Raw genomic sequence first — 12,486 nt, 5'->3', positions numbered from 1 at the left:
CTGCACACGGTCGCGTCCGCGATCGTCGCGGCGGCGCGGCGGCGGGAGGAGACGCGGGGCAGCCACTGGCGGGACGACTTCCCCGACCGGCGCGACGGGGAGTGGCGCGGGAATCTGGTGACGCGGCTGGAGGGGAACGTCCTGACGACCGCGTACGAACCTTTGGAAGGAAAGCGCTCATGACACCGGAACTGTCGCAGAAGCTGAGCGACGCCGGGCTCGATCCACAAGCTGTGGATAACCTCGTCCGGACGGCGCTGGCCGAGGACGGCGAAGTCGACGTCACCAGCATGCCGATCTTCGCGCCGGAGGTCACTGCGGCCGGGGACCTCAAGGCCCGCGAGGAGGGCGTTGTCGCCGGGGTCCCTGTGGCGTGTGTCGTGTTCGAGCTCCTGGACGTGGCGTACGAGGCGAAGGTCGAGGATGGGGATCGGGTCGGGCCGGGACGGGTGCTCATATCGGTAAGCGGCCCCACCAGGGCAGTGCTGCGCGCTGAGAGGACGGCCCTGAACCTGCTGACCCACCTGTCCGGAATCGCGACGGCCACCCGGAAATGGATGGACGCGATGTCCGGGACTAAGGCCAAGGTCCGTGACACGCGAAAAACGCTGCCTGGCCTGCGCGCATTGCAGAAGTACGCCGTGGCCTGTGGTGGAGGCGTCAACCACCGGATGGGCCTGTACGACGCCGCGCTCATCAAGGACAACCACGTCGCGGCCGCTGGAAGTGTCACCAAGGCCTACGAGTCGATCCGCGCCGTGTACCCGTCCCTCCACATCCAGGTGGAGTGCGACACCCTCGCGCAGGTCGAAGAGGCCCTCTCGGTGGGCGCGCAGAGCATCCTGCTGGATAACATGTCCGACGCCGAGATGGCCGAGGCGGTGCGGCTTGTCGCGGGGCGGGCGGAGCTTGAGGCCAGCGGTGGGCTTACGCTGGACCGAGCCCGAGACGTCGCCGTGACCGGTGTGGACTACCTTGCCGTCGGCGCGCTGACGCACTCGGCGCGCGTGTTCGACATCGGCCTTGACTTCACCTGATCAGCGGGGACCTGATGCTGCTCACCATCGACGTCGGCAACACCCAGACCGTTCTCGGCCTGTTCGAGGGCGACGAGGTGATCGAGCACTGGAGGATCAACACCGATCCGCGCCGCACCGCCGACGAGATCGCGGTGGTCCTGCAGGGGCTCGTCCAGCAGAGCCCATTGCTGGCCGAGACCGACATCAGCGGTATCGCCCTGTGTTCCACGGTTCCGTCCGTCCTGCATGAGATGCGGGAGATGTGCCGCCGCTACTACGGCGACGTGCCGGCGGTGATCGTGGAGCCCGGCGTCAAGACCGGCGTGCCCGTCCGGATGGACAATCCGAAGGAGGTCGGCGCCGACCGCATCGTGAACGCGCTGGCCGCCGTCCACACCCATGGCGGGCCTGCGATCGTCGTCGACTTCGGCACCGCCACCACGTTCGACGCCGTCTCCGCCAAGGGTGAGTACGTGGGCGGCGCGATCGCGCCCGGCATCGAGATCTCGATCGACGCGCTGTCGTCGCGCGGCGCCCAGCTGCACAAGATTGAGCTGGTCAGGCCGCGGAGCGTGGTGGCCAAGAACACCGTCGAGGCGCTGCAGTCCGGGATCATCTTCGGCTTCGCCGGGCAGGTGGACGGCATCGTCGAGCGGATGTCCGAGGAACTCGCCGCCGACCCCGGCGAGGTCACGGTCATCGCCACCGGCGGCCTCGCCCCCCTCGTCCTGGAGGAGTCCCGCAGCATCGACGCGTTCGAGCCGTGGCTCACCCTCATCGGCCTGCGCCTGATCTACGAGCGCAACACCGTCTAGAAGGCGTCTCACTCACGCGCGCGTGCTCGGCTTGCTCAGAGAACGTTCGGCTTGGTCAGAGGGGCGACGTCGGAATGGGCCTGAGCGGGCGTTCTTGATGCGTCGTCGTGCTCGCTCAGGGGGTGGGGCCTGCTCGGGTGTTGGACGCCAGGTGAGCGCTCTAACGGGACGTTGGGGCACGGACTAGCCTGTTTGCGCGCATGTTGGGGGCAGACCTTGCGTGTTCGTCGATCGCCTCCGTCCGGCGCGACGTTGAATGCGTTCGTCATGAGTTTGTCTGTCTTGAGGGCGGCGGTAAGTCGTTCGCGGGGCATCCGGCGGGGTCGATAGCCTTTAGGGCGTGACAGACGAGACCTTCGACGAGCTCCCGGAGCAGATGCGCGTGCGCCGGGAGAAGCTCGACCGGCTTCGGGCGAGCGGCATCGATCCCTACCCGGTGACCTTCCCGCGGACGGCGACGATCGCCGACGTCCGCGCGAAACACCCGGACCTCGAGCCGGGCACCGAGACGGGCGAGAAGGTCGGCGTCACCGGTCGCGTCATGCTGATCCGCAACACCGGGAAGCTGTGCTTCGCGACCGTCCGGGACGGCAGCGGAGAGATCCAGATCATGCTGTCGCTCGCCAAGGTCGGGCAGGAGCAGCTGGACGCATGGAAGCGGGACGTCGACCTCGGCGACCACGTCGGCGTCGAGGGCGAGGTGATCACGTCCCGCCGCGGCGAGCTGTCCGTCATGGCGGACCGGTTCGCGATCACGTCCAAGTGCCTGCGCCCGCTGCCGGAGAAGCACGCGGGCCTGACCGACCCGGAGGCCCGGGTCCGGCAGCGCTACGTCGACCTGATCGTCAACGACGAGGCCCGGAAGATGGCCCGGCTCCGCAGCGACACCGTACGCGCCGTGCGGGACTTCTGGCACGACGAGGGATACCTCGAGGTCGAGACGCCGATGCTGCAGCCGATCCACGGCGGTGCGACGGCGCGTCCGTTCACCACGCACATCAACGCGTACAACATGGACCTCTACCTGCGCATCGCGATCGAGCTGTACCTGAAGCGGCTGGTCGTCGGCGGCATCGAGAAGGTCTTCGAGGTCAACCGGAACTTCCGGAACGAAGGCGCGGACTCCACGCACAATCCCGAATTCACCATGCTGGAGGCCTACGGGACGTACCTCGACTACAACGACATGGCCGACCTGACCCAGCGGATGTACCAGAAGGCGGTCGTCGCCGCCCTCGGCACCACCGTGGTCGTCCATGACGGCGTCGAGGTCGACCTCGGCGTGCCGGAATGGCCGCGGATCACGCTGTACGGGTCGGTGTCGGGTGCGCTCGGCGAGGAGGTCACACCGCACACGCCGATCGAGAGCGTCCGGAAACTCGCCGACGCTCGCGGTATCTCTTGGGACCCGAAATGGGGGCAGGGGAAACTCGTCCAGGAACTGTTCGAGGAATTGGTCGAGCACACCCTCGTCCAGCCCACGTTCGTCATGGACTACCCGGTCGAGACGTCGCCATTGACCCGCCAGCACCGCGAGGAGCCCCTGCTCACCGAGAAGTGGGACCTCATCGGATTCGGGACGGAGCTCGGCACGGCATATTCCGAGCTCGTCGACCCGGTGGAGCAGCGCCGCCGGCTCACCGAGCAGTCGCTGCTGGCCGCCGGTGGCGACCCCGAGGCCATGCAGCTGGACGAGGACTTCCTGCGCGCCCTGGAGTACGCGATGCCGCCCACCGGCGGGATGGGCGCCGGCATCGACCGGATGATCATGGCTTTCACCGGTAAGGGCATCCGCGAGACGATCCTGTTCCCGCTGGTCAAGCCCGAATAACACCCGGCGAGGCGCACGCACGGCACGGCCGCCCCATGCCCGGGCACCGCTGGACGCTCCACACCTGGACGCTTCACCCCTGGGCGCGGCTAGACGTTCCACGCCTGGACACCCGGACATTCGGGGCCTGCGCGCCTGGCCGCCAGGGCGATGTCGTGTTCGAGGGGCCGGGTGGACGACTCAAGCGTCCGCCCGCCGTCCGCCTGCGGCGTGTTCGAGCCCGCTGGAATCGATCCGCCGCAGTGGACAGCTTCCTGAATGGATGCGACCTGGCCCTCGATTCCGGCGCTGTAAAGGCCATGGCCCGCAAGAAAGGAGCGGTCCATGGCTGCCGGGCGATGCCCGGACGGTCAAGTGCTTTCAGGCGCTTTCACGAATCACGAGGTCGGGTCTCAAAACCACCTGGCGGTGTTGATGGGACGGGCCCTCGCCGATTTCGGCCAGCGCGAGTTCGGCGGCCTCCCAGCCGAGTTCCCGGCGGGGCTGCCGGATGGTGGTGAGCGGCACGGCGGCGCTCGCGGCGAGTTCGATGTCGTCGTACCCGATCACGGCGATGTCCTCGGGGACGCGGGCGCCGAGCCGGATCAGCTCGTTGATCAACCCGATCGCGAGCAGGTCGTTGGCGCAGAACACACCGTCGGGCTGCGGCGACATCGCCATGATCTCGTGGGCGGCGGCCTGGCCCTCGGTGGGGCTCAGTGCCTCCTGGATCAGGGTCGGGGGCTTTCCGAAACCCGCCTCGACGATCGTCCGGGCGGCGCCGTCGCGGCGTTCGACGCAGGGCTGCGGCTCGGGGACGCCGGTCACGAAGGCGATCCGCTCGCGGCCGATGCCGAGCAGGTGCGCGGCGGCGATCTCACCGCCCGCGACATGGTCGACCTGGGCGGAGCAGACCCCGCTGGCGTCGCGGTCGATCAGCACCACGCTCATGCCCGCCGCGCGGAGCTGGGCGATGTCGCGGGAACCGAGCCCGACGGGGATGATCAGGACCCCGGCGGCGTTCTGCTCCTCCAGAAGTTCCACCGACCGCCGCTCCTTGGCGGCGGAGTGGTCGCTGGAGAGCCAGAGCGCGTCATGGCCGAGGGCGTTGAGCGCGGCTTCGGCCCCCTTGGCGACGTCGGTCGCGTAGGGGTTGGTGAGGTCCTCGACGACGACGCCGAAGGCGCGGCGCGGCTCGTCGCCGAACTCGCCGGCGGTGCGTTCGGGGCGCCGGCGGAGCCGGCGAGCGGACTCGTTCCGGACGAATCCGAGCTCCTCGATCGCCGCGCGAACACGGTCACGGGTAGCTTCGGCCACGAGTTCTGGCCGGTTTAGGACATTCGAAACGGTCCCAACTGAGACTCCAGCACGCCTCGCGACCTCACGAATACTGGTCTGTGGCAACTCGCTCCTCGTCCCGTCCCAGGCTTGTTTTCCCAGGTAGTGGAGTTTTGCATAGTGCATCCGCGAATGCGCGGTCACAGACCGCGATCATCGGCGCGCACATTGCATTGAACCAGCGCTTGACGGGCCGGATCCGGCCGCCTAGCGTTCCGAGCCGAAGCGTAGCTTGAAACGATTCACGATCTTCGACCAAGACAAGATCGGGCGAGTCCAACGAGAAGGGACGGGTACGGATGACTGGCGATCTCATCCCGTCTCCCTCGGATTGCCAACGAGTGAATCGTCACCCGGAGTTCCCCCGTGCGACCCAGCAATCGGCCCAACGGCCACCTCCGGCCAAGCGCGTGAGACATATCAGGAACCCGATGATCTAAGTCCGGAAGCGCTCCGGACCCGGCAACCCAACGCGCGTACAGATCGAGGCCAACCCGTGCCTGTGCAGCGGACGGCTGCATCCCCGCGGTCATCACCACGGACGAGGGAGGACGGAGTGGAACAGGCCACACTCGCACGTCGTGGCACCGACGATTTCGGGCTGAGCGAGGAGGAGATCCGGCTGCTCGCTCAGATCGCCAGCGGTGTCACTGCCGATGTGGCGGCACGCAAGCTGGAGTTGAGCGCACGGACCTTGCGACGCCGGTTGCGGACCATCTGCGACCGGCTGGAGGTCAACACCCCTATCGAGGCCGTGGTGTGGGCGGCCCGAAGGCAGCTCATCTAGCTAACACCCCCAAGGACGCTCGCCCGGGGACGGCGAGCGTCATGAGAAAACCAGGCGGCAAATCTTCAGAACCCCCCGTCCGACCCCGCAGCGGCGGCGCCCGCGTCCTGACAGGTAGGTCCCTGCAGGAGGCGTCGCCGCGGACGGTGTTCACACCTCGCCGTGGATCCCCTTAAGCGCGCTCTCGATTCAAGCGCGCTCTCGACTTTTTCGGCACTCGTCCACATCCGGCAGAGAGTGCCACCCACGACGCACCTACGCGCCTGCCCTCGGCGCAGCCGGCCCCGTGCCCGCGCACCGTGCCGCGCACTGTGCCCCGTGTCCCGCGCACTGTGTCCCGGCACCCATGCCCGCCGCGCCCATGGCCCACAGGCCCCGCGCCCGCGCGCCTCAGGCCCGCCGTCCGCTCCTTGGAATGAGCGACCCTAAGCCGGGCCTAGTGGCCGCCGTGACGGCTGTCACACGGCCCGTACGTGAGCGCTCAGGGGTATCCACCGAGCGTCGTGGGGCCGTCCGTGCGGGGGAACTCAAGAGCCACCCCGTCGGACGCCATGACGTCAGGCGTACGGGTTTGCGGGTGGACAGATCGATTGCCGTCCATGCCGAATCTGGAGGGGCGCCTCTGCAGTTACTCAGGAACGCTCGGGCGATGCGTGCTCGGCCCTGAGACGGCGCCGTGCGAGTGGATAGGGCCGGTCGTGCGCGCATGGCCGGTCGTGCGCACGGCCGGTGGCGCGCATGGTGTGCGTCGCGTTCGACGGCCGGGCCGTCGTCCCGGGGTCGCTGATCCCCGGGACGCGGCCGCTGGACGGATCGAGTCGGCAGGCGCTGGAGTGGGCGACGGTGGCCGGTTGTCGTCAGGCGACTCGGACGGCGCCCGCGTAGGGGCGTCCGGACATGGACGCGATCTTCACGACGTCGCCGGTCTGGGGAGCGTGCAGCATCTTGCCGCCGCCGACGTAGATGCCCATGTGGTGCAGGTCCGAGTAGAAGAACACCAGGTCACCCGGCTGGAGTTCGCTGCGGGACACGTGGGTGCCGGCGTTCCACTGGGCTCCGGTGTAGTGCGGCAGGTTGATGCCGACCTGCTTGTAGGCCCACATCGTCAGGCCTGAGCAGTCGAAGGAGTTCGGCCCTGCGGCGCCCCAGACGTAGGGGGTACCGATCTTGCTCATCGCGTAGCGCAGGGCCTGTGCGCCCTTACCGGTCCCGACGACGGGGAGCTTGGCGAGCTGGGTGGGGTCCCTCTTGACGAGCGTGCCGCGGACCTTCTCGTAGGCGTCGGTGACCTTCTTGCGCTGCGAGTCGAGTTGGGTGCGCAGCGTCTGTACCTGCTTGGCGCGCTCTTCCGCGGACTTGCGGGCGCGCTGTGCGGCCTGCATGGCCTGCATCAGACCGAGGACTTTGCTGCTGTCCCGTTTGGCGAAGTAGTTGAGCGTGGCGGCCTGGTCGAGGACGGACTGCGGATCCTGGGAGGCGACGAACGAAACCGTGGGGTCGGAGCCGCCCTGCATGTAGGTGGTGGCGGCCAGTTCACCGACCTTCTTGCGGATGCTTTCGAGAGTCTTCTCTTGCCGCTGGGCGTTCTCTGTGGCGACCTTGGCGGCGCGCTGTGACTGGGCGAGCTTGACCTTCAGTCCGTTGTACTGCTCGGTGAGCTGCTCCAGCTGGTCGGCGAGTTTGAAGGCCTTCGTCCTGAGTTCCTTGGTGGACGGCTCAGGGTCGGCGTGCGCCACGCCGGTCGTGAGCGGCGCGACCGTGGCGGCGGCGAGTACACCGGCGACGGTGATCGCCCGGACACGGAACCGGGCCGTCGTCGTCCGGCGCGGCGACGGCCGCTGGGAGCTCGAACGAGCAGATCGTGAAAAGGAAGCAGGGCGCGATGGCTCCACGAATTCTCCTCTCCTCGTCCGCCTACCGAGTTAGCTGACGGGTTGGGGCTGGAGCAGCCCGTCCGCAAGGCGCGCGCGTGGATCGGTTCCACACGGGCTGCGGATTCACCCCTCGCGGTGTGCGCTCCGGGGGCGATCCCCGAACGCTCCGGAAGTGGGTCCCCGGCTCCTCGGGGCGCTGGTTGCGGCCCTCGGACTCGGCGGTGCGGCCTCCGTCCTGCGGTAGGCCGACGTCAGCGCAGGACACTAACGGAAGCCGCATTAGATGCCAACCAGAACCTGTGAAATCGCAGGTAGTGACGCTCGTCCGCGCCGGTCCCGCCCGTTGCGCCCCCCGCCACGCCGTGTGTTCTTGCTCACTTTTCTGGACGCCTATCCGCAATGCCTAGTCGCTTATATCTAGTCACTCGGCCTTGTGTAGCCGCATGCGGAGACCCACCGGCAGTCGGTAAAGGCGCCACGTTCGATAATCTCGCCTGTTTGTGGAGGTCGTGATCCGGCGAGCCCGTACCGCCGACGTTCAGGAGATCCGCAGGCTGGTCGATCTGTACGCCGGATCGGGACGACGCCTGCTGAAGAAGAGCACGGTGAAGCTGTACGAGGACGTCCAGGAGTTCTGGGTCGCCGAGGACCTGCAGCACGGGACACCGGGACGGGTCGTCGCCTGCGGCGCGCTGCACGTGATGTGGGAGGACCTCGCGGAGGTCCGCTCAGTCGCCGTGGACAAGGACTACGGCGGACGCGGCATCGGCCACCGAATTGTCACCCGTCTGCTGGAGAACGCTAGGGAACTCGGCGTACAGAGGGTCTTCTGCCTTACCTTCGAGGTGGAGTTCTTCGCGCGCCATGGCTTCCAGCAGATCCTGGGGACTCCGGTGGCGCCAGAGGTGTACGAGGAGCTTCTCCGCTCCTACGACGAAGGCGTTGCAGAGTTCTTGAACCTCGATCGGGTCAAGCCCAATACGTTGGGCAACACCCGGATGTTGCTTCGCCTGGAGGACTGACCCGATGAGCGATTCCCAGAACCGCGGGCGGCGGTACCCACCGCAGCAGGGGCAGGGTTCCTACGGCCCGCCACCTCCGTACCAAGGTCCCCCTAGGCAGCACCCTCAGCAGCAGCCCCAGAGGCCACCCCAGCAGCGGCCCACTCAGCAGCAATGGCAGCAGCAGCCGCAACAGCAGCAGTGGGGGCAGCAACCGGCGTACAACGAGCCGTACAACCCGTCGTACAACGAGCCGTACGACGCGTCCTATGACGAGTACGGCGGCGGTGGCGAACCGGTGCTGGCGCCGATACTCCGCCGTGCAGCCGCGCGGCTCATCGACAACGGGCTTGTTGCGGCGTTCGGGTTCGCCCTCGTCCTGCCGATCACGATCGGTGCCTTCGGCTTGGGCAAGCCAGGCAGCAAGACCGAGGATGAGGGGGGTGTGTGGAACTGGCCCATCATCTTCACCCTCTTCTGTGTTCTGTCAGTGCTGCCGCTGCTCTACGAGGCGGTCCAGCTGTCCATGTCTGGACGGACGCTCGGCAAGCGCATCATGGGTATCGGCATCGTCCAGGCGCCTGCAGGTCAACCACTGACCACCACACAGGCCATATGGCGTGCAGGGATCGTCCACGTGGGCTACCAGATCGGTGTGTTCTTCTTCCTCGCCATCGCGGTGATGGTGTGGGACTACGCCGCATACGGGATGCTCCTGGTCTGGGCGGGCGCGCTGATGGCGTACCTCTGGGCGATTTGGGACCAGCCCCTGCACCAGGCCCTCCACGACCGCTTGGCCGGGACCCTTGTCATCGATGAGCGGGCCGGATACGACGACGAGTACGCCGAATACACGGAGTAGGCCGTGAGGGAGGCAACGCTCGCCGAGCCGGGCCAGCGCCTCCTGGCTCGCATCGTCGACACCCTCATCGTCGGTGTGCCCGTGATGCTCGTCGTCCGCGCAGTGGTGTCCGGGCCCACGGTGGACGTCGTCGCCCCACCGGCGTTGGCCGGATGCATGCTGCTCTACGAGGCGATCCAGCTCGCTCTCTGGGGCCGGACACTCGGCAAGCGTGTTGCCGGCATAGAAGTCGTTGTCGCCGTCTCGGGCGTGGCGGCCCCTGCCCCGGCATCCCAGGGCGGCGGCGCTGAGGCGAGCTCTGAGCTGACGTCAGCGCCCTCAATGGACGATGCGGAAGCCGGAGCAAGAACAAACGCTGAGCCAGGCGCTCAGACGGTCGCTGAGGCCGTCACGGAGACCGCCACCGCGCCGGAGGAAGCCGAGCCGGGCGCCGAACCCGCTCCCCTGAAGACTCGTGAGATCGGCTCGGCTTGGGGGCTAACGTCCGATACCGGTCCAGGACGCACGCAAGGCAGCGCGCTGACGCATACGTCGCAGGAGGGCACGCGGGCACCGACCCAGGAGGACGAGGCATGGCCCGCGCAGGGCGTCGGGGCTGTGGCCGGCTCAGGCCCTGCGGCAGGGGCAATGTCCGGCGCGGGGCCGGAGCAAACGCAGGTTTCTGAGACAGGTGCAGGGCCAGTACTCGGTGCCGATCTCGGGAATGGGCGAGAAGGTGAGTCCGAACCGACGCCGGACGCCGAGACGGGCCGCGTGCTGATCGGTGAGCAGCCCCGTCTGGACGTTGTGCGCGCCCTTGTACGAGCCGCGGTCTATTCGCTACCGATCGCGGCCCGTCCGATTCCCGCTGCCGGGCTACTCGCGAGCATGTTCTGGTTGGCGAACGCGGCTGCCCTGTACGAGGGCACGCGCCGCCAGGCCGTCCATGACAGGCTCATCGGGACGCTGGTCGTAAAACGTCCGCCCACCGATTCGTCGGCCTTCTGAGATCCTTCTCGGGCTCGCTCGTCCGGGAGCCGCGGCTCCGTCGTGCCCATGATCCGTTGGGGAGCGGAGTGGACGTGTCCGGGCATGCCGTCTATTCGTGGAGATCCTCGCTCTGTTTCGGACGCCCGGCGTTCGGCCGGTTATTGCCAGCTCGCTCCGGTTACGGCCCCGAATCGGAGTGAGATGTGTCTCGTCCCGGACGCGCCCTCCGTTTTGAAGGCCCGCTTCCGTGTCCTTGCTCTTCGCCCTGTGTCCCGACCGGCATAGGACGCAGGACTTACTTCGGATGGGACACGGCCTCGCTTGGAACGGGCCTTTCACTCCGCGTGTTCCTCTCCATCGTAGGAGTCCGCCGCACGTCGCCGGGACCTCCCGCCGGTGCGGGTTGAAGAACTGGGGCGGAGGTGGGATTGTGGCGCAATCTCCTGATTTCGGGATGGTCGAGTACCCGCCGCTTCCACGGGGAGAGCGCGGCTGGTGACTTCCCGTCACGAGGCGGCGGCAACAGATTTCGGCGCGGGTGGACCGGCCGTTATCCATCCACATCGCCCGGTGGACGCGGTGATCAGCTGCCAGGCCGGGTGCCGGTGGCTCCCCGTCGCATTCCCGCTCGCGGTGCGCTAGGCCCCGTTACAGCGGAGTTAATCGGTGGCCGCGGTGTCCGTGTGCCCCGGCTGTTAAGCATGTCCGCAGAGCCTATTGCGCCCCAGGACGGCCCACCCGGTGAAAGCCTGGCCGTCCGCAAAGCTGGTCAATGCGGGACCATCGACGCAGGTCAGCGCGGTGCGTTGCGACACAGGACCCGTCCGAAATCCGCCTGGCGGCCCCGCCTGGAAAAAATTCGCTGGACCACGCCCGGCAGGCCCTGGCGCGCCGCCGGACGTGCCGAAAACGACGGCACGATTACACGCGGTCACTGCCCGGAAGGGGACTTCGCCGGGGACTGCCGGTCCGAAGCGCGGCGGCGGAATTGTCATCCGCGCGCTTCTCGGTATATGTTTGTCAACCGAATGCAGTTTGCTCAAGCCGAAAGGGTCTGTCCCCATGGCACAGAAGGTTCAGGTGCTTCTCGTCGACGACCTCGACGGTGGCGAGGCGGACGAGACCGTAGCGTTCTCGATCGACGGCGCCTCCTACGAGATCGACCTGAGTGGCGCCAACGCAACGAAGCTGCGGGATTCTCTTAAGCCGTTCGTGGAGAAGTCGCGCAAGGCGGGTACGGCGTCGCGCCGTCGCCGGCAGCGTGGCGCGTCCAGCCGCGAGCGCAGCGCAGAGATCCGCGCCTGGGCCAAGAACAATGGCATCAAGGTCAATGAGCGCGGCAGGATCCCGGCCCATGTGATCGAGCAGTACGAGGCGGCCAACTGACCCGCGTCCACCGGCGGCCCGTCTCGGTTCGTGAGACGGGCCGTTCGCCTGGGCGCCGCCGTTCACTGTTCACTTCAGCCGTCCACTCCGCCGGTTCCCATGCGCGTGGTTCCGCAGGCCCGTTCGCTCGGCCGAGTTCGGATCGAGTTCGCCCGTGCCGCCGTTCCGGGTTCGTTCCCTTGGTCCGTTCCCTCGCGTCGTTCCCCGGCCTCGATTCCCCCGGTTCGTTTCGCTTGAGGTGCCCTTGAGGCTCCGCTTCGCCCGGCCGGTTCGTCCGCGGCACCGTTTCACTTGCAACCCGTTCGCGAGACGGGTTCGCGCGCGCCTCCCGTTTACATGACCGATCCGCCCGCGCGTCGTTTCCGCGCGATCGCTCACGCCCGCGTACGCGGGCCGGAGTACGCACGACGAGTTCGCGTCCGGGGTCGTTTCGGTTGCCGCCGCCCTTCACTTGATCAGTTTGGCCGCGGCGTCGTTTCAAGAGCGCCCCTTGCGGGGTCTGCCGGGCCCACGTAGCCCGTTCACACGTCCCGTTTGAACACCGAATCCGATCGCCCCCACACGTGTCCCTGTCATGCGCACGGCCTACCCCCGGCCCAACCCACCGGTTCCGCCTGTGAAGCCC

At 67.7% G+C, this 12,486-nt stretch carries 10 protein-coding genes, 1 pseudogene and 1 riboswitch; of the genes and pseudogenes, 9 read left to right on the top strand and 2 right to left on the bottom strand.

The annotated features are described in order from the left end of the window. The 4 genes and pseudogenes from E1264_RS31400 to lysX form a co-directional block, all read left to right on the top strand. Positions 1-183 (top strand): annotated as a pseudogene (locus E1264_RS31400) (L-aspartate oxidase); the annotation flags it as partial. Beyond that, on the top strand, positions 180-1,037 hold the full coding sequence (gene nadC / locus E1264_RS31395) for a carboxylating nicotinate-nucleotide diphosphorylase (protein WP_132179184.1): 858 nt from the start codon (positions 180-182) through the stop codon (positions 1,035-1,037). The pseudogene E1264_RS31400 and the gene nadC, both read left to right, overlap by 4 nt. A gap of 14 nt (positions 1,038-1,051) precedes the next feature. Beyond that, positions 1,052-1,834, top strand: coding sequence for a type III pantothenate kinase (locus E1264_RS31390; protein ID WP_132179182.1), 783 nt, complete (start codon positions 1,052-1,054; stop codon positions 1,832-1,834). Between the two features lie 340 nt (positions 1,835-2,174). After that, positions 2,175-3,665, top strand: a complete 1,491-nt coding sequence (gene lysX, locus E1264_RS31385) for a bifunctional lysylphosphatidylglycerol synthetase/lysine--tRNA ligase LysX (RefSeq protein ID WP_132179180.1) — start codon at positions 2,175-2,177, stop codon at positions 3,663-3,665. Positions 3,666-4,025: 360 nt separating this feature from the next. Here lysX and E1264_RS31380 read toward each other — a convergent pair whose 3' ends face one another. Next, entirely contained in the window at positions 4,026-5,108 is a 1,083-nt protein-coding gene (locus E1264_RS31380) for a LacI family DNA-binding transcriptional regulator (protein ID WP_132179188.1), read from the bottom strand. 430 nt (positions 5,109-5,538) lie between these two features. On the opposite strand from E1264_RS31380, the gene E1264_RS31375 reads away from it, so the two are divergent. Beyond that, positions 5,539-5,769, top strand: coding sequence for a LuxR C-terminal-related transcriptional regulator (locus E1264_RS31375; protein ID WP_067902439.1), 231 nt, complete (start codon positions 5,539-5,541; stop codon positions 5,767-5,769). A gap of 857 nt (positions 5,770-6,626) precedes the next feature. Here E1264_RS31375 and E1264_RS31370 read toward each other — a convergent pair. Next, on the bottom strand, positions 6,627-7,661 hold the full coding sequence (locus tag E1264_RS31370) for an NlpC/P60 family protein (RefSeq protein WP_243711275.1): 1,035 nt from the start codon (positions 7,659-7,661) through the stop codon (positions 6,627-6,629). Between the two features lie 3 nt (positions 7,662-7,664). Beyond that, positions 7,665-7,861: riboswitch (cyclic di-AMP (ydaO/yuaA leader) on the bottom strand. Positions 7,862-8,137: 276 nt separating this feature from the next. Between E1264_RS31370 and E1264_RS31365 the strand changes: the two genes are divergently transcribed. The 4 genes from E1264_RS31365 (at position 8,138) to E1264_RS31350 (ending at position 11,861) form a co-directional block, all read left to right on the top strand. Beyond that, the gene (locus tag E1264_RS31365; protein WP_132179178.1) at positions 8,138-8,665 is read left to right on the top strand and encodes an amino-acid N-acetyltransferase; all 528 of its coding nucleotides are present in this window, start codon (positions 8,138-8,140) and stop codon (positions 8,663-8,665) included. Between the two features lie 4 nt (positions 8,666-8,669). Beyond that, the gene (locus E1264_RS31360) at positions 8,670-9,506 is read left to right on the top strand and encodes an RDD family protein (protein ID WP_132179176.1); all 837 of its coding nucleotides are present in this window, start codon (positions 8,670-8,672) and stop codon (positions 9,504-9,506) included. Between the two features lie 3 nt (positions 9,507-9,509). Next, a complete protein-coding gene (locus tag E1264_RS45570) occupies positions 9,510-10,493 on the top strand; it encodes an RDD family protein (protein ID WP_243711274.1) in 984 nt (327 codons plus the stop codon). A 1,044-nt stretch (positions 10,494-11,537) separates the two neighbouring features. Next, positions 11,538-11,861 carry an Lsr2 family protein gene (locus tag E1264_RS31350; RefSeq protein WP_132179174.1) on the top strand — a complete coding sequence of 108 codons (324 nt, stop codon included), beginning with the start codon at positions 11,538-11,540 and terminating at the stop codon, positions 11,859-11,861. Positions 11,862-12,486: the final 625 nt, after the last annotated feature.

This window comes from Actinomadura sp. KC216, assembly GCF_004348535.1.
Lineage (GTDB): Bacteria > Actinomycetota > Actinomycetes > Streptosporangiales > Streptosporangiaceae > Spirillospora.
This window is presented reverse-complemented; position numbering and strand designations above follow the sequence as displayed.

Coding starts and splice junctions, on each gene's coding strand:
- nadC (WP_132179184.1), top strand. CDS start 180: ATGACACCGGAACTGTCGCAGAAGCTGAGCGACGCCGGGCTCGATCCA.
- E1264_RS31390 (WP_132179182.1), top strand. CDS start 1,052: ATGCTGCTCACCATCGACGTCGGCAACACCCAGACCGTTCTCGGCCTG.
- E1264_RS31380 (WP_132179188.1), bottom strand. CDS start 5,108: ATGCACTATGCAAAACTCCACTACCTGGGAAAACAAGCCTGGGACGGG.
- E1264_RS31360 (WP_132179176.1), top strand. CDS start 8,670: ATGAGCGATTCCCAGAACCGCGGGCGGCGGTACCCACCGCAGCAGGGG.
- E1264_RS31350 (WP_132179174.1), top strand. CDS start 11,538: ATGGCACAGAAGGTTCAGGTGCTTCTCGTCGACGACCTCGACGGTGGC.